The organism is Cohnella massiliensis, from assembly GCF_900169535.1.
GTDB lineage: Bacteria > Bacillota > Bacilli > Paenibacillales > Paenibacillaceae > Cohnella > Cohnella algarum.
Map to the genome: position 1 here is coordinate 2,881,555 of NZ_LT821259.1, position 22,667 is coordinate 2,904,221.

23 protein-coding genes and 1 other annotated feature are annotated in these 22,667 nt (G+C 59.9%); of the genes, 3 read left to right on the forward strand and 20 right to left on the reverse strand.

What is annotated here, in order from left to right:
• Positions 1 to 48 precede the first annotated feature (48 nt).
• Positions 49 to 723 carry a ComEA family DNA-binding protein gene (locus tag B7E11_RS27225; protein ID WP_080840574.1) on the reverse strand — a complete coding sequence of 225 codons (675 nt, stop codon included), beginning with the start codon at positions 721 to 723 and terminating at the stop codon, positions 49 to 51.
• Positions 724 to 825: 102 nt separating this feature from the next.
• Here B7E11_RS27225 and comER point away from each other — a divergent pair, with 102 nt between their 5' ends.
• Positions 826 to 1,677, forward strand: a complete 852-nt coding sequence (comER, locus tag B7E11_RS27230; RefSeq protein WP_080840575.1) for a late competence protein ComER — start codon at positions 826 to 828, stop codon at positions 1,675 to 1,677.
• A gap of 102 nt (positions 1,678 to 1,779) precedes the next feature.
• Here comER and leuS read toward each other — a convergent pair whose 3' ends face one another.
• Both leuS and B7E11_RS27240 read right to left on the reverse strand, forming a co-directional pair.
• Positions 1,780 to 4,218, reverse strand: coding sequence for a leucine--tRNA ligase (leuS, locus tag B7E11_RS27235; protein WP_080840576.1), 2,439 nt, complete (start codon positions 4,216 to 4,218; stop codon positions 1,780 to 1,782).
• Positions 4,219 to 4,363: 145 nt separating this feature from the next.
• Positions 4,364 to 4,608 (reverse strand) — a binding site (T-box leader).
• Between the two features lie 52 nt (positions 4,609 to 4,660).
• On the reverse strand, positions 4,661 to 5,440 hold the full coding sequence (locus B7E11_RS27240) for a DUF1836 domain-containing protein (RefSeq protein WP_080840577.1): 780 nt from the start codon (positions 5,438 to 5,440) through the stop codon (positions 4,661 to 4,663).
• A 233-nt stretch (positions 5,441 to 5,673) separates the two neighbouring features.
• Here B7E11_RS27240 and B7E11_RS27245 point away from each other — a divergent pair, with 233 nt between their 5' ends.
• The gene (locus B7E11_RS27245; RefSeq protein WP_080840578.1) at positions 5,674 to 7,002 is read left to right on the forward strand and encodes a hemolysin family protein; all 1,329 of its coding nucleotides are present in this window, start codon (positions 5,674 to 5,676) and stop codon (positions 7,000 to 7,002) included.
• 64 nt (positions 7,003 to 7,066) lie between these two features.
• Here B7E11_RS27245 and B7E11_RS27250 read toward each other — a convergent pair whose 3' ends face one another.
• From B7E11_RS27250 to B7E11_RS27330, 17 genes are all read right to left on the reverse strand, one after another.
• Positions 7,067 to 7,858, reverse strand: coding sequence for a class I SAM-dependent DNA methyltransferase (locus B7E11_RS27250; RefSeq protein ID WP_080840579.1), 792 nt, complete (start codon positions 7,856 to 7,858; stop codon positions 7,067 to 7,069).
• Between the two features lie 16 nt (positions 7,859 to 7,874).
• Positions 7,875 to 8,804 carry a S1-like domain-containing RNA-binding protein gene (locus B7E11_RS27255; protein WP_080840580.1) on the reverse strand — a complete coding sequence of 310 codons (930 nt, stop codon included), beginning with the start codon at positions 8,802 to 8,804 and terminating at the stop codon, positions 7,875 to 7,877.
• Entirely contained in the window at positions 8,801 to 9,142 is a 342-nt protein-coding gene (gene rsfS / locus B7E11_RS27260) for a ribosome silencing factor (protein WP_080840581.1), read from the reverse strand. Before rsfS ends, B7E11_RS27255 begins: the two co-directional genes overlap by 4 nt.
• 17 nt (positions 9,143 to 9,159) lie before the next feature.
• Entirely contained in the window at positions 9,160 to 9,741 is a 582-nt protein-coding gene (gene yqeK, locus B7E11_RS27265) for a bis(5'-nucleosyl)-tetraphosphatase (symmetrical) YqeK (RefSeq protein ID WP_080840582.1), read from the reverse strand.
• Positions 9,731 to 10,318, reverse strand: coding sequence for a nicotinate-nucleotide adenylyltransferase (gene nadD, locus B7E11_RS27270; RefSeq protein ID WP_080840583.1), 588 nt, complete (start codon positions 10,316 to 10,318; stop codon positions 9,731 to 9,733). The genes yqeK and nadD overlap by 11 nt, the downstream gene beginning before the upstream one ends.
• A 21-nt stretch (positions 10,319 to 10,339) precedes the next feature.
• On the reverse strand, positions 10,340 to 10,630 hold the full coding sequence (gene yhbY, locus B7E11_RS27275; protein WP_080840584.1) for a ribosome assembly RNA-binding protein YhbY: 291 nt from the start codon (positions 10,628 to 10,630) through the stop codon (positions 10,340 to 10,342).
• Between the two features lie 69 nt (positions 10,631 to 10,699).
• Positions 10,700 to 11,563: a shikimate dehydrogenase gene (locus B7E11_RS27280; protein ID WP_080840585.1), complete on the reverse strand. Its 864-nt coding sequence runs from the start codon at positions 11,561 to 11,563 to the stop codon at positions 10,700 to 10,702.
• Positions 11,564 to 11,602: 39 nt separating this feature from the next.
• Entirely contained in the window at positions 11,603 to 12,751 is a 1,149-nt protein-coding gene (yqeH, locus tag B7E11_RS27285) for a ribosome biogenesis GTPase YqeH (protein ID WP_080840586.1), read from the reverse strand.
• Complete coding sequence (locus tag B7E11_RS27290) at positions 12,727 to 13,251, reverse strand: YqeG family HAD IIIA-type phosphatase (protein ID WP_080840587.1); 525 nt, start codon at positions 13,249 to 13,251, stop codon at positions 12,727 to 12,729. Before B7E11_RS27290 ends, yqeH begins: the two co-directional genes overlap by 25 nt.
• 154 nt (positions 13,252 to 13,405) lie before the next feature.
• Complete coding sequence (locus tag B7E11_RS27295) at positions 13,406 to 15,652, reverse strand: transglutaminase TgpA family protein (RefSeq protein ID WP_080840588.1); 2,247 nt, start codon at positions 15,650 to 15,652, stop codon at positions 13,406 to 13,408.
• Positions 15,649 to 16,890: a DUF58 domain-containing protein gene (locus tag B7E11_RS27300; RefSeq protein WP_080840589.1), complete on the reverse strand. Its 1,242-nt coding sequence runs from the start codon at positions 16,888 to 16,890 to the stop codon at positions 15,649 to 15,651. The genes B7E11_RS27295 and B7E11_RS27300 overlap by 4 nt, the downstream gene beginning before the upstream one ends.
• 2 nt (positions 16,891 to 16,892) lie before the next feature.
• Positions 16,893 to 17,846, reverse strand: coding sequence for an AAA family ATPase (locus B7E11_RS27305; RefSeq protein ID WP_080840590.1), 954 nt, complete (start codon positions 17,844 to 17,846; stop codon positions 16,893 to 16,895).
• Positions 17,847 to 18,015: 169 nt separating this feature from the next.
• Entirely contained in the window at positions 18,016 to 18,366 is a 351-nt protein-coding gene (spoVAE, locus tag B7E11_RS27310; protein WP_080840591.1) for a stage V sporulation protein AE, read from the reverse strand.
• Positions 18,367 to 18,404: 38 nt separating this feature from the next.
• Entirely contained in the window at positions 18,405 to 19,409 is a 1,005-nt protein-coding gene (gene spoVAD, locus B7E11_RS27315) for a stage V sporulation protein AD (protein WP_080840592.1), read from the reverse strand.
• Positions 19,410 to 19,411: 2 nt separating this feature from the next.
• The gene (gene spoVAC / locus B7E11_RS27320) at positions 19,412 to 19,906 is read right to left on the reverse strand and encodes a stage V sporulation protein AC (RefSeq protein WP_080840593.1); all 495 of its coding nucleotides are present in this window, start codon (positions 19,904 to 19,906) and stop codon (positions 19,412 to 19,414) included.
• A 306-nt stretch (positions 19,907 to 20,212) separates the two neighbouring features.
• A complete protein-coding gene (locus B7E11_RS27325) occupies positions 20,213 to 20,902 on the reverse strand; it encodes an AIM24 family protein (protein WP_080840594.1) in 690 nt (229 codons plus the stop codon).
• A 3-nt stretch (positions 20,903 to 20,905) separates the two neighbouring features.
• Positions 20,906 to 21,400 (reverse strand): hypothetical protein, encoded by a 495-nt coding sequence (locus B7E11_RS27330; RefSeq protein ID WP_080840595.1) that lies wholly within the window; start codon positions 21,398 to 21,400, stop codon positions 20,906 to 20,908.
• A gap of 508 nt (positions 21,401 to 21,908) precedes the next feature.
• Between B7E11_RS27330 and sigK the strand changes: the two genes are divergently transcribed.
• Positions 21,909 to 22,610: an RNA polymerase sporulation sigma factor SigK gene (gene sigK, locus B7E11_RS27335; protein WP_080840596.1), complete on the forward strand. Its 702-nt coding sequence runs from the start codon at positions 21,909 to 21,911 to the stop codon at positions 22,608 to 22,610.
• The last annotated feature ends 57 nt before the right edge of the window (positions 22,611 to 22,667 follow it).

Below are 22,667 nucleotides of genomic sequence, written 5' to 3' on the forward strand. Positions count from 1 at the left end.
CTGAAAATTTTCCATCGTGCTTTTGATTCGGACACCCATAAGCGGAGGTCAGGGGGCACCGATCGCCACCCAATCGCGGATGTCGGCGAACAGCTTGTCGCCGATTCCCTTGACGTTTTTCAGTTCTTCGACCGTCTTGAACCTGCCGTTGGCCTCGCGGTATTCGACGATGGCGTTCGCTTTCGAAGGGCCGATGCCCGGCAGCTCGTCCAGTTGCTCCGCCGTCGCCGCGTTAATGTTCATCCGTCCGGAGACGACCGCCGGAGCGGCTTGCTCGCCTGCGGCTGCGGAATCCTCCGACGGCTTAACATCCGTCCCGCCTGCGAACGTCGGCGAGTTCGCCGCGGCTGCCGGCCTGGCGCCCGCTTCCGCCGGATCCGCCGGCTGGCTCGCCGCCCCCTCCGACAGCGCTTGAGACCCGGCAGCTTCGGGATCGGTCCCGCTTGACGAATTGTCCGGAGAGGCCGGCGCCCCGGGCTCCTTCTCCGTCGCGGCGGCGGCAACGAGCGGGGAGGCCGGCGGATTCCCCTGCTCCGATGCTTCGCCATTGCGCAAAACGTCCAACGATTTCGCCAATGCCCCGTTCACCGGCTGCCATTCCGGAAGCTCCCCGTTTTTCGTCGGTTGCGACATTGCGAATCCGAGCAGCAGCACGGCTGCCGCCGCGGCGACAACCGCCGTTTTCCTTGCGGCGGAAGAGCCGCGGCCGAAATCATTGCGCATAAAGCTCACTCCTTGTAATTTTTTTAACGTTTTGCGTCATGTCGGCCAAACCGTCCCTCATACAATGGGATGAAGTCAGCGTCGGTGAGGAGGGAAGGAAGCATGAACGTGTGCTTCATTGGGGCAGGCAGCATGGGAAGTCTGTTGACGGAAGCGCTGATCGAAGCCGGGGCCTTGATGCCGGAGCAAGTGACGATAGCCACCCGGACGCGCTCCAAGGCGGAAGCGCTGGCTGCCCGTTATCCCGGCCTCGCTGTCGCCGCAGACAACCGTTCGGGCGCGAAGGACGCAAAGCTCGTCTTTCTGTGCGTCAAACCGTCCGATTTCCGGACGGTGCTGGATGACATCGTGCCCGCGCTTTCGAGAGATCAAATCGTCGTCTCGATTACGAGTCCGATCCGGATCGCGTCTTTGGAAGAAATCGTTCCGTCCAAAGTCGCGAAAATCATTCCGAGCGTCATCAATTCCGTCGGAAACGGGGCTTCTCTTTTTATGTTCGGCGAAAGATTGAACGGAGACGACCGCGACTCGCTGCTCGGCTTGTTCTCCGCAATCAGCCGTCCGGTGGAGATCCGCGAGGAAGAGGTCCGGGTCGCTTCCGACCTGTCCAGCTGCGGGCCGGCGTTTTTTGCGTTTTTGCTCGAGCAATTTATCGAAGCGGCCGCGACCGAAACCGGGATGAACCGCCAAACCGCCAGCACGCTCGCCTGCGAAATGCTGCTCGGCACCTCCCGGATGCTGCAAAAGTCCGGATGCTCGCCCGCCGAGCTGCAGCGAAGAGTATCCGTGCCCGGAGGCATAACGGCGGCGGCGCTCGCCGAGTTGCGCGATGCGACCAAGGACGCCTTTCCGCGCGTGCTGCGGACGACCCACGAAAAGTTCGCGGAAGACGTGGAAAAAGCGGAATCTCTGCTTCGGCTTCGCAAGCTCCAGGAGCGGCATGGCAATCCCTAGCGGCGGCAGTCGCCGAACTTGAACCGAACAAAGCCTGTATCGCCTCGCCCGAAAATAAAACGGGGCGGCCCTCTTCAATCGAGAGGTGCCGCCCCTTCTTCGTCAGTTCGCTACGATATTGACAAGCTTGCCTTTGACCGCGATCACTTTGCGGACCGTTTTGCCGTCTGTCAGCTCTTTCACCTTATCCAGGCCGAACGCCAGCTCCTGCATGCCCGCTTCGTCCAGATCGGACGGAATGGAGACGCGATCGGCGATCTTCCCGTTCACCTGCACCACGATTTCGATTTCCGCGTCGACCGTAAGCGCCGGATCGTATTCCGGCCACGGCGCGTACGCAATCGATTCGTCGTGACCGAGCTTCTGCCACAGCTCTTCGGCGATGTGCGGCGCGAGCGGCGACAGCATTTGGACGAAATGCTCCATCGCCTGCTTCGGCAGCGTTTCGGTTTTGTACGCTTCGTTGACGAAGATCATCAATTGGCTGATCCCCGTGTTGAAACGCAAAGCTTCGAAATCCTCGGTCAGCTTCTTGACCGTCTTGTGCCAGATGCGGCGGAAGGCCTCGTCTCCCGGTACGTCCTGAATTTTCGCGCTCAGTTGGCCGTTGTCCTCGACGAACAAACGCCAAACGCGGCCAAGGAACCGGAACATGCCTTCGACGCCGTTCGTGTTCCAAGGCTTCGTCGCTTCGAGCGGTCCCATGAACATTTCGTACATGCGGAGCGTGTCGGCTCCGTATTCCTTGACGATGTCGTCGGGATTGATAACGTTGCCGCGGGATTTGGACATCTTCTCGTTGTTCGTGCCGAGAATCATCCCCTGGTTCACCAGCTTGTGGAACGGCTCCTTCGTCGACACGACGCCGAGGTCGTACAGCACCTTGTGCCAGAAGCGGGCGTACAGCAAGTGAAGCACCGCATGCTCGGCCCCGCCGATGTACAGATCGACCGGCAGCCACTCCTTCTGCTTGTCGGGAGCGCAAATTTCCTTGTCGTTATGCGGATCGATGAACCGCAGGTAGTACCAGCAGCTGCCCGCCCATTGCGGCATCGTGTTCGTCTCGCGCCGGGCCTTGCGGCCTTTCGCGTCGGTCACCTCGACCCACTCCGTCACGTTGGCGAGCGGCGACTCGCCCGTTCCCGACGGCGTGATCGACTCCACGTCCGGAAGCAGCAAAGGCAGCTCCTCTTCCGGCACCGGCTCCATCGTCCCATCCTCGTAATGCAAAATCGGAATCGGCTCGCCCCAGTAGCGCTGGCGGCTGAACAGCCAATCGCGCAGCCGGTACGTGACCTTGCCCCGGCCGTGCCCGTTTTCTTCCAGCCAGGAAATCATCTTGGCGATCGCGTCCGGGGTGGACAATCCGTTCAAAAAGCCGGAGTTGACATGCTCGCCGTCCCCGCTGTACGCGGCTTCCGCCACATTGCCGCCGCTGACGACTTCGACGATGTCGAGGCCGAACTTCTTCGCGAACTCCCAGTCCCGCTCGTCGTGGCCCGGCACCGCCATGATCGCTCCGGTGCCGTACCCTCCCAGGACGTAATCGGCGATCCAGATCGGAAGCTTCGCCCCGTTCGCGGGGTTGACCGCGTATGCGCCCGTGAATACGCCCGTCTTGTCCTTCGCCAGGTCGGTACGCTCCAAATCGCTCTTCCGCGAAGCCTGCTCGATATAAGCTTCGACCGCGCCTCGCTGCGCCTCCGTCGTGATTGTCCCGACGAACTCGTGCTCCGGGGCAAGCACGCAATACGTCGCCCCGAACAGCGTATCCGGACGCGTCGTAAACACGGTCAGCGCCAAGTCCGCAAAGCCTTCGACCGCGAACGTCACTTCCGCGCCGGTCGACTTGCCGATCCAGTTGCGCTGCATGTCCTTGATGCTCTCGGACCAGTCCAGCTCCTCGAGATCTTCCAGCAAACGTTCGGCGTATTCGGTAATTTTCAGCATCCATTGGCGCATCGGCTTGCGGATGACCGGGTGATTGCCGCGTTCGCTGAGGCCGTTGATGACCTCCTCGTTCGCAAGGACCGTGCCGAGCGCCGGGCACCAGTTGACCGGAACTTCGGCGACGTAGGCAAGCCCCTTCTTGTAAAGCTGGATGAAGATCCACTGCGTCCATTTGTAATAATCGGGATCGGTCGTGCTGAACTCGCGGTCCCAATCGTACGAGAAGCCGAGGGACTTGATTTGCCGGCGGAAGTTGTCGATGTTCTCCACCGTAATGTCGCGCGGATGGCGTCCCGTCTGCAACGCGTACTGCTCGGCGGGCAGGCCGAAAGCGTCCCAGCCCATCGGATGAAGGACGTTGTAGCCTCTCATCCGCTTGTAGCGGCTGACGATATCGGTTGCCGTGTAGCCTTCCGGATGACCGACGTGAAGCCCCGCTCCGGACGGATACGGGAACATGTCGAGGGCGTAAAATTTCGGTTTGTCCTTGTCCTCGGTCGTGCGGAACGTCTTGTTTTCGTCCCAATAGCGCTGCCATTTGGGTTCGATGTGCTGCGGCCGATAGCCGGTGTGCTGCTGGTCCTGCGTCATGGCGCCATAGCCCCTCTCTGTCCTGTGGAAAAAATGTTCCCGGGAGCCGTCCGATCGCGCGGAATCGCGGTCGCCGAAGGCTGCCCGCGCCGCGGCCCGAACGCCGTCCCGTACAAAGCAAAAAACTCCCGCCCCAGCGAAAAACGCTAGGGACGAGAGTCGGATTCCCGTGGTACCACCCTAGTTGACGTCGCCCTGCTTGGGCATCCGTCCACTTTGCCTCCGGTAACGGGGAGGAAACGCCGCGCTTGCCGGCCGCAACGATTGTTCCGATCGGATTACGCGCGAAGGCTCCGAGGCGAGTTCGCCGTTTGCGTCAACCGGCTTGCACCTGCCGCCGGCTCTCTGGATAACGCGAATAAAGCTACTGTTCCTCTTCGCAGCCACAAAAGTATGCCATGATTATAGCCAACTGAGGCGAATCCTGTCAAGCGCCTTCGCCCTACATCGTCTGCAAATGCCGCAAAAACAGCGTGGCGTTCCAATACCGGCGGGACAACGAATGGAAAAAAGCGGTCTGCACGGAGATCAGCGCGATGATCAGCACGTTGCGGACCGTTTCGCGTTCCTCGGTCTTCAATTGCTCCAGCGACTTCACGAAGTTCTCCGTCTTCTGCATGATCCGCTGTTCGATGAACGCGTCGTGATTGCGCAGGCTGCCGTCATGAATCGGCACATCCAGCAGCTGGTCGTTGTTTTCGTCCAGTTCCTCGAACAACGCGGAATACGACTGATACAGCTTGAGCGGGTCGATCATCGGCCGCGCGGGGGTTTCCGACCGGCCGAACAAAATTTCGAACAGCTTGCGGATCGATTCGAAATCGAGCGACGATTTGAGATCCTCGATAATGAACAGCATGACCATTTGGTCGAGAGAGTATTTCTTGCCGGCCTTCGGCGTTCCCAAATAAGCCTTGAAATCCCGTTTCACCCAATTTTGCATCGAGGTAATGGAAAAGTTCGTGTATTCGATCAAATTGCCCAAGGAAACAATATCGTGAAGGGAAAACCCCGTCAGCTTCTGGCCCTTGACGAGCTTTTCGAACGCTTGGGGCAGCAGCGTGGACAGCAGGACGGAAAACGATTTTCCCTGTTCCATGTCCTCCCGGTGCGCGCGTATCCAGGCATCCTGCAGCACGACGAGCGGGGATTTGGGGCAAGTGCCCGATAGCGCCATAAGAAACAGCGCCATTTCCCGGCGGGTCAGCGTAAAGGTTTCCATCTTTCGGCCACCTTCTTTTCACAAGTTCTTATGAACTCATCTTAAAATGACGGCATTTGAATGTCAAAGCAAAAAAAGATCGTCCCCCATCCAATTCATGGTCCATTATGAACCAAAATCGGCGAATACCGTCCGATACCGCCCAAAACGCCATTTGAGAATCAAAGCACGAAATCTTATCATAAGTTCATAAGAACTTTTCCTAAAAATTCGAACAGGAGCTGAGCAGTGAATTGGTCGTCAATCTAGTTTTGGTTGCCGTATTGATTTTCCTTACCGCCTTTTTCGTCGCTACCGAGTTTGCCATCATCAAGATTCGTCCCAGCCGGGTCGACCAACTCGTTCAAGAAGGACGCAAGGGCGCGCTTGCGGTTAAAAAAGTCACGACCAATCTGGACGGCTACTTGTCCGCGTGTCAGTTGGGCATTACGATTACCGCGCTCGGCATCGGCGCCTTGGGCGAACCGACCGTGGAAAAGATATTGCACCCGTGGTTCGACGAGTGGGGCTTGACCCCCGAAATCAGCAGCCTGTTTTCGTATCTGATCGCTTTTGCCGCCATGACCTACCTTCACGTCGTGCTTGGCGAGCTCGCTCCGAAATCGGTAGCGATCAACATCGCGGAGAAAATCTCGTTTTTGGTCGCAAGACCCATCATCTGGTTCCATAAAGCCGCCTACCCGTTTATTTGGGTCCTGAACGGATCGGCCAACTTCCTCGTTCGCCTGATGGGCATGAGACCGGCAAGCGAGCATGAAGAAGCGCACACGGAAGAAGAAATCCGCATCATTTTGTCCGACAGCTACGAAAGCGGCAATATCAACAAGACGGAGTACGGCTACGTCGAAAACATTTTCGCCTTCGACGAGCTGCTCGCCCGCGAAATCATGGTGCCCCGCACCGATATGGTCTGCTTGTACACGAACAAATCGCTGGAAGAAAACATGAGCATCATCCGCACCGAACAATACACCCGTTATCCGGTCGTCAGCGAAAGCAAAGACAACGTCATCGGGTTCATCAATACGAAAAAGCTGTTCATCGAATACGTGACCGATCCTTCGTCGACCGACATCCGGTCCCTGATTCGGCCGATCCTGGCCGTTCCCGAAGTGATGCCCGTCAACAGCCTGCTCAAAAGAATGCAGCAAGAGCAAGTGCATATGGCGATTTTGCTGGACGAATACGGCGGAACGTCGGGACTGATCACGATCGAGGATATATTGGAAGAAATCGTCGGCGAAATCCGGGACGAATTCGACGCGGACGAAAAGAAGCCGATCGAAAAAATCGGAGAAGACCATTATATCGTGGACGGAAAAGTGCTGCTGTCGGACATTAACGAGCTGCTCGGCACCGACATTCAGAACGACGAGGTCGATTCGATCGGCGGCTGGCTGTACAACCAGCTTCCGGAAGACGATTCCGAGGGCCAGGTGATCTGGAACGAAATCATTTTCATCGTGCGCGAAAGAGAAAGCCATCGCGTCCGCAGCGTGGAAATTCGCAAAAACAGCATCGCCGATCAAGTAACGGAAAGCCTGGCAGAAAGCCGCACGTAAAAATCCCCCCGGGGAACGGAATAAGGCTTCTCGCCCTTCCGAATCCGCCGGGGGGATTTTCTTTTTATTTCGGTTTGCGGGCGACGAAAAACAGCCTTTCCGACTCCGCGTTCGGCTCGCTCCACTGAAAGTCGGCGACCAGATGAAGCAGCTCGAACCCGGCCGCGGCGAGCTCGTCCTTGAGCCACTCCGGCTCGTACGCGCGCTGCACGTGAGACTCCTCGAAACGCCGGTATGCCGCCTGACCTCCGCTTTGCTCGTCCTCGCGCACGAAAAACGTCAGGTCGTGCTCGATTTCCTGCCGCGCCGGATCGTATTCGCACGTCCAGATGTAGGCGACATCCCGCTCGTCCAGCACGAACGGCTGCTCTTCGGCATATCGGGCAAGCTGCCGGGGAGCGTGAACGTCGAACAGAAACAGTCCGCCCGGCGCCAGGCCTGCGAACGTTCGGCGAAAAACCGAGACGATATCCGGTTTTTCCGTCAAATAATTCAGGCTGTCGCAAAAGGAGATGACCGCGTCCACCGGCTCCGGCAGCTCCCAGTCGCACATGTCCTGCTGCAGCCAGCGAATCGATCCCGGTTCGCGCGAGCGAATCAGATCCCCGCCGGACGCCGAATCCCATTTGCTGCGGCCGACCGCCAGCATATCCGCCGAAAGATCGATGCCGAAAACGGTAAAGCCCGCTTTGGCGAGCGGTATCGCGATGTTGCCGGTCCCGCAGCCGAGATCGGCGACCGTGGCGGGCATTCCGTACTTCTCCCAGCAGCGCCTGGCAAAATTCATCCATTCGGCGTACGGCATTTCTTCCATCAATCGGTCGTAAACCGAAGCGAATTGACGGTATGAACGCATATCGTGTTTCCCCGTTTCAGTCGTTTGCCGGCGTTTTGCCGCTGCCGGTTTCGTTTTGTTCCGCGGCCAGCTTCGTCCAATTGCCCTCCTGCTTAATCAGCCCGTCTTTCATGAGCTTGCCGAGCGCCCGTTTGAACGCGCTTTTGCTGAGGCCGAATTTGCGCTGGATAATATCCGCTTCCGTCGCGTCCGAATAAGGCATCGCTCCGCCCGGCCGTTCCTTCAAAAAAGCGAGGATGCGGTCCGCATCCTCGACCCTCCCCTTCTCCTTGGAGGGTCTGAGCGACAACGTCACCCTTCCGTCGTCCCGGACTTTCGCGACGCGCGCCTCCACCTTTTCTCCGATGCGCAGCTGCCTCGGCGCCGAACCGTTAGGGATGTACCCCAGCGCGCCGAAGCCGATCAAGCCGCCGTCCACCAGAACGAACACGCCGTCGCGGAACACGTCCGTTACCCAGGCGGTTTTCTGCTCGTGATGCCACGAATTCGGAGCCCGGAACGCTTTCGCCTCGTAGTCTTCGATTTTGGCGAGCCGCGCCAGCATCCGGCCTTCCTTGTCGTGCTTCATGACGACATGAAGCTCGTCCCCTTCTTTAGGCCACCATTCTTTCGTCGGAGGAAGCTCTTTAAGCGGGAGCAGCAATTGCCGGCCGATGCCGATTTCCAAAAACCAGCCGAGCCGCGGGTGGAAGTCGGCTACCGCAAGCCGGCCCATCGCCCCGAGCGTAAGCAGCGGCTTCCGCAGCGTGGCCGTCATCCGCCCCTTGTCGTCGTGAAACAGAAACGCCTCGACTTCGTCGCCCGTCGCAGGACGCGAATCCGCCGCTTCGCCGTACGGCAGCAGCACTTGCGGGCTTGCCGGGTCGGCCTCGCCGACGTACCAGCCGTACGGGGACACTTCGCGATGCACGCGCAGTCTAGCGATCGTTCCCGCGGCGAGCGTCATGCGAACGTCACGGCTTTCGCATCCGACCAAAGCCGCTCCAGCTGATAGTACTCCCGTTCGTCGCGATGGAACACGTGGGCGACGACGTCGCCCATGTCGATCAAAACCCACCGCGCCGTATCCAAGCCTTCCATTCGCACCGTACAGCCCAATTGTTCGGCCTGCTTGCGAATTTCGGTCGAAATCGCCTGAACCTGCGTATCCGAGTTGCCGTGGCAAATGACGAAAAAGTCCGACACGAGGGATATGCCGCGCAAATTGAGCGCCAGCACCTCGTGAGCTTTTTTCTCTTCGGCCGCCGCCACTACCGTTTGAAGCAATTGATCCGCCGTAACCAATCGATCACCCTCCGATTTTAAGAAATTTTCGTTTGATTCCGTATCGTTCGTATTAAATCGTTGCGCGCGAGCACCGTCAAGGGAAAAACGGTTTTGCCCTTTTCGAGGAGGAACGAGATCGTGGAATCGAAGCCCGCCACGAGCGCTTCTTCCAAGCTATGTTGAGCGAGTTCGCGAATCTTATTCACTCCTGGAAAATCCCTTCCCGGCTCCATATAATCGGCCAGGCACACGAGCTTGTCGAGGAGCGTCATGCCCTCGCGGCCGGACGTATGGTAGCGGATCGCGTCCAGCACTTCCTCGTCCTCGATGCCGAGCTCCTCGCGGACGGCCCAGGCGCCGACATGCGCGTGCCATAGCTCCTTGTCGAAATCGAGCAGCTCCGGAGGAAGGTTTTGCTCGCGAATGATGCTTTCCATGCGGTCGGCGGGCCAAGCTTTGCAATAATCGTGCAGCAGCGCGGCCAGCCATACCTGCTCGGGGTTCCCGCCGAATCTGGCGGCGAGCTCCTCCGCCGCGGACACGACTCCCAGCACGTGCCGCCATCTGCGTTCCGGCATTTGGCTCCGGGTCGCTTCCATCAACGCTTCACGATTCATATAAGCGCCACCTTTCCAAATATTCCCGCACCGCCTCCGGCACCTGGTAGCGGATCGTCCGCCCGGCTTTGACGCGGCGGCGGATTTCCGTCGAGGATATGCCGATCGGAGGCATGGACGCCGGAATGAGCCGCTTGCGCAAGTACTCCGGCAGATTGCGCTCCTCGCTTTCCTCGCCTTGCCGTCCGAGGCAAACGAACGAGATCCTCTCCGCCAGCTCCTCGATCCGGTGCCAGTTCGGCAAGTCGTTCATCATATCCGTCCCGACGATCCAGCAGAAGCTTCGGTCCGGATGTTCCTTCTGCAGCGCGGCGACCGTATCGAACGTATAGGACACGCCCCCGCGCGCAAGCTCCATATCCTCGATCCGAAAGGCCGGGTGGCCCCCGATCGCGCGCTCCACCATCGCCCTGCGGTGCTCGCCGCTTGCTCCCGGCTGCGGCTTGTGCGGAGGCACGGAGGAGGGCACGAACCACACCTCGTCGAGGCTCGCCGCCTCCCGGGCGGCCTCGGCGGCCAGCAAATGGCCGATATGAATCGGATCGAAGGTACCTCCCATCAACCCCGTTCGCTTCATCGCCGATCGACTCTTTTCTGCTTAAGGAAGTTCGATTTGCTTGTTGTCTTTCGATTCTTTGTACAGGACGATCGTTTTCCCGATCACCTGCACGAGCTCCGCGCCGGAGCGCTCCGCGAGCTCGTCGGCCACCTCGTGGCGGTCGTCGTCGTTATTGTTCAAAATGTTGACTTTGATCAATTCCCTCGCTTCGAGCGCTTCTTCGATATGGCGGATCAAATGATCGTTGACGCCGCCTTTGCCGACCTGAAAAATCGGCTGGAGATGATGCGCCTCGGAGCGCAAATAACGTTTCTGCTTGCCAGTAAGCATAAATTCAAACCCGCTTTCGTTCGTTTGGTCGGTTCGGTCGTATCGTACTCGTATGCGCGCCGTTACGCGTTACTTGGCGCTTCGGGCCGCTTCGTCCGCGAAGGAGGCCAGCACGGCTTCCCGCATGGCCGCAACCGGCGCCGGTCGGCCCGTCCAATATTCGTAAGCGTATGCGCCCTGGTAGACGAACATGCCCAGCCCGCCGTGAATGCGGCAGCCCCGTTCGGCGGCTCCCCGCAAAAAGGCGGTCGTGAGCGGATTGTAAATCAGATCGCTCGCGACGGCGCCGGGCGCGAGCCAGCCCGGGTCGATCGGCGTCGCTTCCGTATGCGGCGCCATGCCGACGGACGTCGTGTTGACGACGACGTCCGCTTCCGCGCACGCCTCGCGCAGCGCCTCCCACGGCACGGTCGTCACGCCCGCCTCCGGTCCGAACGAGGCGGCCAGCTCCCGGGCGCGGGCTTCCGTCCGGTTCGCCAGCACGATTCCGGACGGCATTTCCCGCGTCAGCGCCCAGACGATGCCGCGCGCCGCGCCGCCGCAGCCGACGACGACGATCCGCTTGCCGGCCAGCTCCGGCTCGACTTCCTCCTTCAACGAGCGGACATAGCCGACCCCGTCCGTATTGTAGCCGGTCAGCTTGCCGTTGTCGTTGACGATCGTATTGACCGCCCCGATCGCCCGGGCGCTCTCGTCGATGGCGTCCAGGTGCGCCATCACTTCGACCTTGTGGGGAATGGTCACGTTCAGTCCCCGGAAGCCGAGGGCGCGAATGCCCGCGATCGCTTCGCCCAGCCGCTGCGGCTCGACGTGGAACGCGCCGTACGCGCCGTTAATTCCCGCTTCTTCGAAAGCGCGATTCAGCATGACCGGGGAACGCGAATGGCGGATCGGGTCCCCGATCACGCCGTACAAAACCGTATGACTGTCCATAACCTTTCGTATCTCCTCTATCTCTCTTTACACCGCCGGTTACAGCATCGAATCCCGAAGCAGCACCTTGACCCCTTTGGGCGCGTAGATATCCACTTGCGCGCCGCTTTTCCCGTTGGCCTGAATCCAGCCCAATCCCGAAACGAAAATATCGAGCGACGCGTTTTTCGGAATTCGCAGCGAGTGTCTCGTCCAGGCCGGCAGGCTGTCGAGCTGCTCGCGCGAGGGCGGCGACAGCATGTCGCCGCGATGAACCTCGTACAATTCGTCTGCCTTCTCCATTTTCGTCCGGTGAACGGGCAAAGCGGAAGAAACATACAAAGTGAACGACTGCCTTTCCCCTTCCACGAAATCGAAGCGCGCAAGCCCGCCGAAAAAAATCGTCTGCCGGCTATTCAGCTGGTAAGTCAGCGGCTTCAGCGGTTTGTCCGGCATGACCGCCGGCAGCGTTTCACGGGGGACCAGCTCCGAAAGCCGCGACCGGTATACGATTCCCGGCGTATCGATAATCGACTTTCCGTCGTCGAGCGGAATCCGGATCGCGTCGAGCGTCGTGCCGGGATACCTGGAAACGGTCACTTCCCGCTTCAAATCGCTGTAGTCCGAGATCAAGCGGTTAATCAGCGTGCTTTTCCCGACGTTCGTCGCTCCGACGACATAGACGTCCCGATCGCCCCTCAGCTCCGCGATCCGCTCGACAACGCGGTCGAATCCGGTATTGCGGCGAGCGCTGCACAGCACGACGTCCGCCACCTTCAGGCCGTTGGCGCTCGCCTGCTTTTGCACCCAGTTGCGAAGCCGGTTCAAGTTCGTCACCCGCGGCAGCAGGTCGATTTTGTTGACGACGAGCAGCACCGGGTTGTTGCCCACGAAACGCTGCAGCCCGGAAATGACGCTGCCCTCGAAGTCGAACAGGTCGACGATATGGACGACCAGGCTGCTCGTCGCGGCGATGCCGCCCAAAAACCGCAAAAAATCGTCCTGATCGATCGCCACGCTCGAGGCGTCGTTATAGTTTTTGATGCGGAAGCAGCGCTGGCAGATGACCGGCTCGCGGTCTCTCGCGGCTTCCGGCACGTATCCGGGCGCGTCCGGCCGGTCGAATTGCAGCGCGATGCCGCAGCCGGCGCAGTTGAGTCGTTCTCGTACCGTTTCCGTCAAGCTTAGCGTTCCTCCTTTTTCGGCCATAGTCCTTGTTTCGTCAAACGGGACAGGGCAATTTTCTCGATCAGCCGGTTGATCCGCGTGCCGAACCCTTCTTCTCCCGGCGCGATCGGGGTCACGAGTATCGTATGGAGCCCCATCCGGCGGCCTCCGAGCACGTCTGTCATCATCTGATCTCCGACGACGACCGCTTGTTCGGGGGCAAGTCCCAGCATGTCCAGCGCTTTGCGGAATGCGGCCTGGGCGGGCTTGCGGGCCGCCGGCACGTACGGAATGCCGAGAGGCTGGGCGAAAGCGGACACCCGGGTCAGATTATTGTTCGAAAGCACGACAACGCGAAAACCCGCAAGCTTCACCTTCTCCAGCCATTCGGCCAATTCCGGCGTCGCGAGCGGCGTCTTGGCGCTGACGAGCGTATTGTCCAGATCGGTAATGATGCCCCGGATTCCCCGGGCATGCAGAGCGGTCAAATCGATATCGTAAACGGTGCCCACGATCTGATCGGGCAGCAAGCGTTGAAACATTCACCCTAATCCCCTGTCTCCTAAACAATGATGAACAAAATATACCACACGCCGCCCCGCCTTGCAAAAAAGGAAGAGCGCCCGCGCGGGAAGCGATCCGACGAATGGCGACGATTCGTCGAAAGCGCAAATCCCGGGCCGGAACTCTCCCTCCTTATAACGATTTGCGGATTTTGTCCGCGGCCGCGATGAACCGGCGGTACGTCTCCTCGTCCCCGGTTCCTCCCGCGTAGCGGGCATGCTCGAATTGCTGGAGCACATGCTCGAAATCCGGCCCAAGCGTCTGCAGCCGCCCGCTCCAACCGGAGACGGTCTCGCGCAGCGTTTCGTGCGGATCGTGCTTGAAGCCTTTTCTTTTAAGGAAGCGAATCAGTCTCTCCGTTTCGCGTACGATCCGCTGGTTCGGCGTCGTGCCGCGGTTGCGGAACTGCCTCCAGGCATCCATGAGCGCCCGGCGGCGGAACCAGGCCCACGCGGCCGCGAGCAGAAGGACGACGGCAACGGCCGAAGCCGCGATCGGAAGCGCCAGCGAACGGCCGCTTGCTTGCTCGGCCGGTTGTTCGGTTGCCGTTTCCGTTACCGGTTCCGTCGTCGCTTCGGGCAGTTCCGCCGTCGGTTCGACTTCCGCGACCGGCATGCTGAAGCCCGCCGTCGGCTCGAACGAAACCCATCCGTAGCCTTCGAAGTACACTTCGGCCCAGGAATGCGCGTCCGCGTTGCGAACCGTGTACGTTCCCGCTCCGTCCGGATCCGGCTGATAGCCGCCCAGCCGCATCTGCTCCTCCATGCTCGGATCGAACCCGGACGTGTAGCCTTTCACCCAGCGAGCCGGCAGTCCGAGCGACCGCGCCATGACGACGAACGCCGTCGAGAAATAATCGCAATACCCTTCCTGGATTTCGAACAGGAACGCGTCGACGATGTCTTCGCTCCGCTGCTTGCTTATGTCCGGTTCGTTCGTATAAGGATAAGCCGTGCGCAAATATTGCTCCAGCTTCTTCAACCGGTCGTAATCGCCGGTCGCGCCGCTCGTCGCTTCCGCCGCGAGGTCGCGCACCCGCGAAGGCAGCGATTCGGGCAGCTGCAAGTAAGGATCGACGTCGATGGACGTCCGGCCGTCTTCGGGAATGGCCGGCAGCGCGCTCAAGACCGCAACGTCCAAAACGGGCACCTCGGAAACGACCGTGTACGACTCCACTCTAGCGGGGCGTTGAAACTTGAGCTCCCACTCCTCCGGATCCCAGTTCAATCTGGCGTTGCCGGAAGCATCGACCGCGCCGACCGAGCTGGCGGGGCCGGCCGCGAACAGCACCGGCATCCGCTCCTCCCGGAGCATCGTCACGGTTTGCGTCACCTGGCGCGTTTCGACCCCTTCCGGAATTTCCGGATCCATGGGCAAGTCGCTCATTCCCGCCGCGGCAGGAACCGTTTCGAGACCGTTGCGGTCGCTCCAGCCTTTGCCCGAATAGACGGCCTTCGTTTCTCCGCGCCAGTAGGACCGCCGGCTGGTCGCCACTTCCATGACCGGCGAATAATCGAACCGGAAGCCGCCGCCGATCTCGGTATCGTCGCGGCCGTAGCCGGACGTGGAGGAAAGCGCGCTTTGGGACGAGGAGGACGAGCGGCTCAGCAGTCCGCCTTCGCCGGAGAAGCTCGGCACTTCCTTGTTCTGGGCTTGCAGCCAGATCGTATACGGGTCCTCAAGCAGCGCCGGCGCCCGCGGCATCGCCATGCCGATGGCGACCAGCATGCCGATGACGACGATCGCGGGAACGAGCAGCGTCAGCGGTCTCTCGGCAAGCGCGTTCCAGCTGTCGGAATGCCGCTCGCGCAGCGTGCGAAGGTGCAGAACGAACAGCCAGCCGAGCCCGGCAAGCACCGTCCACGCGATGTTCCGCCACAGCTCGAGCGGCATGAAGGAATCGACGACGGACAGCGCGGCGACGGAAGTCAGAATGAACACGATCGCCCTCGTCTTGTTCGAGCCGACGTAAGCCATGAAATGGGCGACGAGCAGGGAACCGGCGGCAAGCTCGACATACGGGTGAAATTGCTTGCCGTGCCACTCCAGAAACATCCGGATGGCGTCCCAGCTTCGCCAGGAATCGGGCCAGCCGTACCAGACGAAATCGGTAAGCCAGACGACGGCCGCGCAGGACGCGACGATCTGGATGGCGAGCCGCGCCGCGAACGCTCGCGGAATCAGCAGTTCGGTAACGGCGTATGCCGCGCAGGCGGCATACACGACGCCGAACGTTTCGTCCCACCAATATTCGCCGAAACATTGGACGAGCTGCAGCACGATCACGATCGCGAACAAGCGGTGCAGCCGATCCAGCAGCAGGCGGTGCCAGAAGAGCGGTTCCGTGCGCCGGTTGGCGCTAGCCAAAACGGTACTCACGCGGTTCCCACCTCCAATGCGTTAGGCAAATCCTCCAGTCGGGAAAGGGAAATCAGTTCCCACCCGTTCGTGCGGAACAATTGCTGCCAGCGGTGCAATCGCTTCTGCTCGTCCGCGCTCGGGTTCCGCTCGCCGACGAGCACGTGGCTCGGAGACTGCCGCCTCGCGCTCAACGCCTCCAGGGCGCGAGCGAGCGGCTCGTCAGTGCCGGAACTGATGACGACGAAATGAGCGCCGGCTTCGAACCGGTCCAGCGCTTCGAACACCGCATCGCCGAGCGATCCGCTGCCTTCCGGCTCCAAATCGATCAGATGCTCCATGATCGTTTCGCGGTTGACCGGATGGCGCTCGACGCCGAACCACCTTCTCGATTCGCCGACGGTGGCAAAGCCGACCGGCATTCCTTTGCGCAGCGCGAAATCGAGCAGCGAAGCGGCGGAGGAAACGGCCAGCTCGAAGCTGTCGGCGGTCCGATAAGAGGCGGAGAGAGCATCGAGGACGATAACGAAACGCGGCAGCGCTTCGCGCTCGAATTCCTTGGATTTCCATTGGCCCGTCCGGGCCGTGGCGTTCCAGTGGACGCGGGACATCCGGTCCCCGTGGATATATTCCCGGACGCCGTCGATTTGCGTCGTTTCGCGCGCCCACAGCGAAGCTACCCGCTGCTGGGAAACGCCCGTTTTGGAGCGGCGCATCATGCGCCATTCCCGCAGCGCGATCGTTCGCGGCGCGACCTTGATTTCGAGCGGGTTATCGAACGAGCCCTTATGCTCGAACAGCCCGAAAATGTCTTTCGTCGAGCACAAGGTGGATTGATAGCGGTAACGGCCTCTGCGCAGCGGAGCCGTTTCGTACAAAATCGTCCCTTTGCGCTTGTAGTCCGGAACGAAAGAGAGCTCGTACTCCTGGCTCTCGCTGCCGTTCACCCTCGCGAGCCGTTCCTTGACGATCACGTACGGAAGCGGCCAAAAGCCGGGAATTTCGATATCCAGCTTGACGCGCATGCGGTTGCCCGCCGCGAACAGCGTCGCCCCCGCGTGCCGATCGTCGAGCCTTCTCGTTCCCTTGACGTTGCCGATGCCGCTGAACCGTCCGAGCAGCAAATAAGCGGCGAGTCCGTTCAACATGACGAACAGCATGAGCGACGTTTTGCCGCCTTGAAACATGAGAAAAAGAAAAGAAGAAACATAAAGGCCTATGCTCAGCCACCCGAACCGGGTTATCGGCAGCCGCTTCATCGTCACCGCTCCAAGCCGACCGGCACAGGCAGCAGCCGCAGCACTTCCTGCAGAACGCCGGCTTCCGTCGTCCCCTGCATGCGCGCTTCGGCCCGCAGATGAAGCCGGTGGGCGAGCACGAGCGGCGACATCGCCTTGACGTCGTCCGGGAGCACGAACGAACGCCGCTGCAAAAACGCGTACGCCTTCGCCGCGGAAGCCAGCGCGACGCCGGCCCGCGGACTCGCGCCGAGCAGCACGGCCGGATGGCTGCGGGTCGTGCGGATAAGCGCGATCAAGTAATCGGCGACGCTGTGGTCGAGATGAACCTGGTCCGCCAGCCGCTGAATCTCGACGATTTCGTCGACGGAGGCGACCGCTCCGAGCCGGTCGGCCGACCGGCCGGCGCCGGGCTCCGTGATGAGCCGGCGTTCGGAAGCTTCGTCGGGGTAGCCCAGCGAAATTTTCATCAGGAAGCGGTCGAGCTGGGCTTCGGGCAAGCTGTACGTGCCTTCGAATTCGATCGGATTTTGCGTCGCGAACAGGACGAAAGGCTTCGGAAGCTCGTAGGTGACCCCGTCCACCGAGACGGACCGCTCCTCCATCGCTTCGAGCAGCGCGGATTGCGTCTTCGTCGTCGCGCGGTTGATTTCGTCGGCGAGGAGCATGTTGGCCATAATCGGTCCCGGGCGAAACACGAACTGTTCCTCTTTGGGATGATATATGGAAACGCCGGTAATGTCGGTCGGGAGCAAATCCGGGTTGCATTGGATGCGATGAAACGATCCGCCGATCGATTGCGACAGCGCCTTGACCAGCTGCGTCTTGCCGGTGCCGGGCACGTCTTCGATCAGCACGTGGCCTCCCGCCACGATAGCCGTCAGCATCCATGTGATTTCATCTTTTTTGCCGAAAATACAAGATTCCACGTTGTGCCGAATTTGATCCAACAATTGCATCGCGGTCTGTTGTTCCATGTCCGTGTCCTCCTATGGAATCCCGTAAGTAATCATTCCCCCTTCATTATACCGGAATATGGAGACGGTCGTAAATTTTGATATCTTACAAAGATACATAGAAAAAAAGCCAAACCGCGCTCTCGCGCGGCCGGCCCCGGTACCTGGCAAGGTCGATATCGTCCGTCGCTTACCCTTTCGGCCTGACGACGAGCGCCGCAAGGAACGAAAAAATGATCGCCGCCGATATGCCCGCGCTCGTCACCTCGAAGATGCCGGTAATGACGCCGATCCACCCGTCGCGCTGAAGCTCGGTAAGCGCGCCGTGCACGAGCGAATTGCCGAAGCTGGTGATCGGAACGGTCGCCCCCGCGCCAGCGAACTCGATCAGCGGCTCGTACCAGCCGAGTCCGTCGATGACGGCGCCGGCCACGACAAGCGTTGCCATCGTGTGGGCGGGCGTCAGCTTCAGGACGTCAAACATCAATTGCCCGATGACGCAGATGCCGCCCCCGATCAGAAATGCCCATACATATTGCATGCGGTCACAATCTCCTTCATTTCGCACGTATTTTCACATCAAGCTTCGATCGAAACGGCGTGCGCGATGCACGGAATCGATTCGCCTTGTTGAAACGAAAGCGGGCTCAGCAGCGCGCCGGTCGCGACGACGAGCAGCCGCTTGATTTCGCCGTTGCCGATTTTTTTGAGCAGGTGGCCGTAGGTCACGACGCCCGAGCAAGCGCACCCGCTTCCTCCGGCTTGCACCTTTTGCTTCGCGATATCGTAAATCATCAGCCCGCAGTCTGCGAACCGGGTTTGCTCCATCGGCACCCCGTTGTCCTTCAGCATTTCGGTCGCGAGCGGATGGCCGACGCTGGCCAAGTCTCCCGTCACGATCAGGTCGTAGTAGCCCGGTTCCCGGCCGGTATCCTGCAGATGGCCCTGAATCGTGTCGACGGCTGCCGGAGCCATCGCCGCTCCCATATTGAACGGGTCCTTAATGCCCAAATCGACGATGCGCCCGACGGTTGCGGCCGTGACTCTAGGTCCCGAGCCGGACTTGGCCACGATAGCCGCCGCTCCTCCCGTAATCGTGTACTGCGCCGTAGGCGGCTTCTGGGAGCCGTATTCCGTCGGATAGCGGAATTGCTTTTCCGCGGTGCAGTTGTGGCTGCTCGTCCCGGCCAGAACGCGGTCGCCGGCGCCCGACGAGACGATCAGCGAGGCGAGCGCCAGCGATTCCATCGATGTCGAACAGGCACCGAAGACGCCGAGATAAGGGGTGCCGAGCGTACGGGCCGCGAACGAGCTGCTGATGATCTGGTTCAGCAAATCGCCGCCAACGTAAAACTGCACGTCTTCTTTTTTCAGCTTGGCCTTGTGGATGGCGATATCCGCCGCTTGCTCCATCAGCAGCCGTTCCGACTTTTCCCAGCTTGGCTGCTGCATTTCGAGATCGGGGTGCACCAGGTCGAAGTCCGCGGCAAGCGGTCCCGCCCCTTCGTCGGGCCCGACCACGGTACCCGTGGAGACGATGACGGGAGGCGCGGGAAACACCCACGTTCGTTGCCCCTGGAGCATGCTTACCCCCCCGTTCCGATCAGCCAGTGAATGATCCCGATGACAAAGGCGGCCACGACGCCGAATACGATGACCGATCCGGCAAGCTTGAACATACTCGCGCCCACGCCGAGCACGAGCCCTTCGCTGCGGTGCTCGATCGCGGCCGAGCACATCGAGTTGGCGAAGCCGGTGACGGGAACGGCCGTTCCCGCTCCTGCCCATTGGGCGATTTTGTCGTATACGCCGAGACACGTGAGCACGACGGAGATGAGGATAAGGACCGCGACCGTCGGATTGGCCGCCTGCCGGGAATCCATGCCGAAGGCCGCCATGAAAAAGTATTGGATCGCCTGCCCGAGCACGCAGATCGCTCCGCCGATTAAAAAAGCCTTCAGGCAGTTGCCGAACACGGACCGGGCGGGCTCGCGCTTTTTGGCGAACGCCTGATACTCCTTCGCCGTCATGGAGAGCGGCTTATACTTCGAGCCGCCTTTCGTTGCTTCGCTTCCGGCCATCGCCATTCTCCTTTCATGCGGAATGATCGGTTTTAGGTTTTACCTGCAAAGCGACAATTATGTTAGGGGCCGTTTTTTTCCTGGCGGACCGAAATGTTCGCAGCACAAGCATGCGTGAGGCGGGTTGAGTTGAGCAGTCACGACTCAACTGGGCCGGCGGCGTTCGCGCGGAGGCGGCAAGATGTGTAATTTTTACTCAACTGCGTACGGCTATGCTCGCAAGGCGGGTTAAGATGAGTAGTCATGACTCAACTGGATTCTCTCTCATCAAAAAAGCCGCGGCAAGAAACAATCGCCGCAGCTTTCCTATTTTATATACACGCTGCCGAAAGGCAGCAGTTCCCGCAGCAGCCGCTTGACGACGCCGTCGCCGGACAATTGATCGGCAAGCCCCGTCTCCTTCGTCCCGCTCTGCACGAGCGCCGGACCGCTGCCGGTCAGCTCCCACTGCACGTTCATGTGCTGGCTCGCCAGCGTATTACCGTATACGGACAAACGGACGTCCGCCCGCTCCGGAAACGCGACGAGCGAACCGGATTCGGCGAACAGCGGCACGCCGGCATGTAGCGGAATCGAGGCGAGGTCGCCGGCCGTGACGACGCCGACTTTCCCCGGACCGGAAAATTTCATCCGAACCCATTGTCTCGTGATCCAGGCCGTTCGGATTTTTTGAATCCGGCTGCGCATCGTGAGACCTTCCGTATAAAAAAGGACGTGCTTGAAATCGAACAGAAGATCGCTGTCCGGTTCGATATCGACGACCGTTAAGGCGCACCCGGGCGGGAGGCCGAGCAGCACGTCGGCAGGGCCTTGAAGCTTGCTGCGGATCCATTTCTTTTTCCGGTAGGCGTTCGCGAGGTCCATAACCCGATCTTCCCGCTGCAAGGGCGCGCCTTGAAACGCCACGATCGTTTTCGGGTGGAGCACATGCAGCGCTTCTCCCGGCTCAAGGACGATCCTCACTTGGCCGAGCGGGGCGGGAGCGCGAATATCCATCGGTTACGCTCCCCCTCCCATCTGCCGCTGCCGGCGCCAAGCGAGAAACCGCCAAAAACGGACCGAAAGCACGTAAAGCAAAAACAATCCGAGTACGGCCCCCGCGCCGTATGCGAGCTTTCGGGTCAATTCCGCCCGCCTTTCCTGCCGTTCCTCCAAAATCTGCATCCGTTCGAGCAGCGCGCGGTTTTGTTCGGCGAGGGCTTCGTTTTGGCCCGCCAATTGCTCGTTCTGCATCATCATGGCATCGTTTTTCTCCAGCAGCTCCGTCTTTTCCTGAAGAAAGGTTTCCGTCTGCCGCTGAAGCTCGTCGGTCGCTTCCTCGTATTTCGATTCGAGCGCCTCCAGCTTGTCCGGAGCCTCGTAAATGTCCTGGATCCGATCGAAGAACCCCGCTTCGGCCGGTTCGGCAAAAGCCGCGAAGGATCCGATCGCCGCGGCCAGCAGCATAACGGAAAACAGGAATGAGTTCGGGAAGCTTTTTCCGCTTTTGTTCATTCGATCGCTCCTCTCTCGTCGCGCCTGAAGGAATCTATCACTCTATGAAACGCAAAAAATGGCAGGCAAGTTTCACAATCCTATGAAATTCGACAAAAAAACCGGTTCGCAAGCGGCGTCGGGCCGCAAGCAACCGGCTTTTTCGAAACACGATAACGCTTTATTCTCCCGCTTTTAAAATCGCTTTGTAACCGACGATCAGCACCACAAGCATGGCGACTGCCGCGCCGGCAACGATGATCATCGAAGCCGCTGTCATTTGCGGTCACCTCCCGCCCGTTCATCGTGACGAAATAAATTTCCCGTTACCCTAACCCTAACGGAATTGCGCGTCCGGAACAACCGAACATTTCATGAACGGCGTGACAATTTGATGAACCCGGCCGGCGGATCGGCATCCCGCAGCCATCCCATTTTGGCGGTACAGGCACGGTTGGGCACTTACCCACATACAATAAGTAGTGCTTCTTTGCGTGAAATCGACTGACAGCCGGAGGTGGCCTTTCCCGTGCCCGGATTATTTACGGCAATCGCCTTGTTCCTGAAGCAACTGTCCCTTCTCGTCTCGTACGTCAAAAACAACGCGTTTCCCCAGCCTTTGACCGATGAAGAAGAAGCGCTGCACCTGCGCCGCATGGCGGAAGGCGATCCCCATTCGCGGAATTTGCTCATCGAGCACAACCTCAGGCTCGTTGCGCACATTGTCAAAAAGTTCGACAACACCGGAGAAGACCTGGAAGACCTCATTTCCATCGGCACGATCGGATTGATCAAGGCGATCGAGTCCTTTTCGCCCAACAAAGGGACGAAGCTCGCTACGTTCGCGGCGCGCTGCATCGAAAACGAAATTCTGATGCACTTGCGCTCGCTGAAAAAAACGCGAAAAGACGTATCGCTCCACGATCCGATCGGAACCGACAAAGAAGGAAACGAAATCACCTTGCAAGATATATTGGGAACGGAGCCTGACGAAGTGGTCGAGAAAGTTCAGCTTAAAATAGAAAAAAGCAAAATCTACCGCAATCTCGACATTCTCGACGAGCGCGAGCAGGAGGTCATCCGCGGAAGGTTCGGACTCGACGGCGGCGGCGACGAACGGACCCAGCGGGAAATCGCCCGCGAGCTCGGCATCAGCCGCAGCTACGTGTCGCGGATCGAGAAGCGGGCGCTGATGAAGCTTTACCATGAGTTTTACAAAGCGAAGCGGTGAGAAAACCCTTTGATGCATCTGCCGGTTCGCGCTAGCTCTCCGATATCGAATCCCCGA

Coding starts and splice junctions, on each gene's coding strand:
- nadD (WP_080840583.1), bottom strand. CDS start 10,318: ATGAAGCGAACGGGGTTGATGGGAGGTACCTTCGATCCGATTCATATC.
- B7E11_RS27325 (WP_080840594.1), bottom strand. CDS start 20,902: ATGGATATTCGCGCTCCCGCCCCGCTCGGCCAAGTGAGGATCGTCCTT.
- spoVAE (WP_080840591.1), bottom strand. CDS start 18,366: ATGCAATATGTATGGGCATTTCTGATCGGGGGCGGCATCTGCGTCATC.
- spoVAD (WP_080840592.1), bottom strand. CDS start 19,409: ATGCTCCAGGGGCAACGAACGTGGGTGTTTCCCGCGCCTCCCGTCATC.
- yhbY (WP_080840584.1), bottom strand. CDS start 10,630: ATGCTTACTGGCAAGCAGAAACGTTATTTGCGCTCCGAGGCGCATCAT.
- B7E11_RS27250 (WP_080840579.1), bottom strand. CDS start 7,858: ATGCGTTCATACCGTCAATTCGCTTCGGTTTACGACCGATTGATGGAA.
- B7E11_RS27305 (WP_080840590.1), bottom strand. CDS start 17,846: ATGGAACAACAGACCGCGATGCAATTGTTGGATCAAATTCGGCACAAC.
- yqeH (WP_080840586.1), bottom strand. CDS start 12,751: ATGGCCGAAAAAGGAGGAACGCTAAGCTTGACGGAAACGGTACGAGAA.
- spoVAC (WP_080840593.1), bottom strand. CDS start 19,906: ATGGCCGGAAGCGAAGCAACGAAAGGCGGCTCGAAGTATAAGCCGCTC.
- leuS (WP_080840576.1), bottom strand. CDS start 4,218: ATGACGCAGGACCAGCAGCACACCGGCTATCGGCCGCAGCACATCGAA.
- comER (WP_080840575.1), top strand. CDS start 826: ATGAACGTGTGCTTCATTGGGGCAGGCAGCATGGGAAGTCTGTTGACG.
- B7E11_RS27330 (WP_080840595.1), bottom strand. CDS start 21,400: ATGAACAAAAGCGGAAAAAGCTTCCCGAACTCATTCCTGTTTTCCGTT.
- B7E11_RS27300 (WP_080840589.1), bottom strand. CDS start 16,890: ATGAAGCGGCTGCCGATAACCCGGTTCGGGTGGCTGAGCATAGGCCTT.
- B7E11_RS27290 (WP_080840587.1), bottom strand. CDS start 13,251: ATGTTTCAACGCTTGCTGCCCGATCAGATCGTGGGCACCGTTTACGAT.
- B7E11_RS27255 (WP_080840580.1), bottom strand. CDS start 8,804: ATGACGCTCGCCGCGGGAACGATCGCTAGACTGCGCGTGCATCGCGAA.
- B7E11_RS27225 (WP_080840574.1), bottom strand. CDS start 723: ATGCGCAATGATTTCGGCCGCGGCTCTTCCGCCGCAAGGAAAACGGCG.
- B7E11_RS27240 (WP_080840577.1), bottom strand. CDS start 5,440: ATGGAAACCTTTACGCTGACCCGCCGGGAAATGGCGCTGTTTCTTATG.
- B7E11_RS27280 (WP_080840585.1), bottom strand. CDS start 11,563: ATGGACAGTCATACGGTTTTGTACGGCGTGATCGGGGACCCGATCCGC.
- yqeK (WP_080840582.1), bottom strand. CDS start 9,741: ATGAATCGTGAAGCGTTGATGGAAGCGACCCGGAGCCAAATGCCGGAA.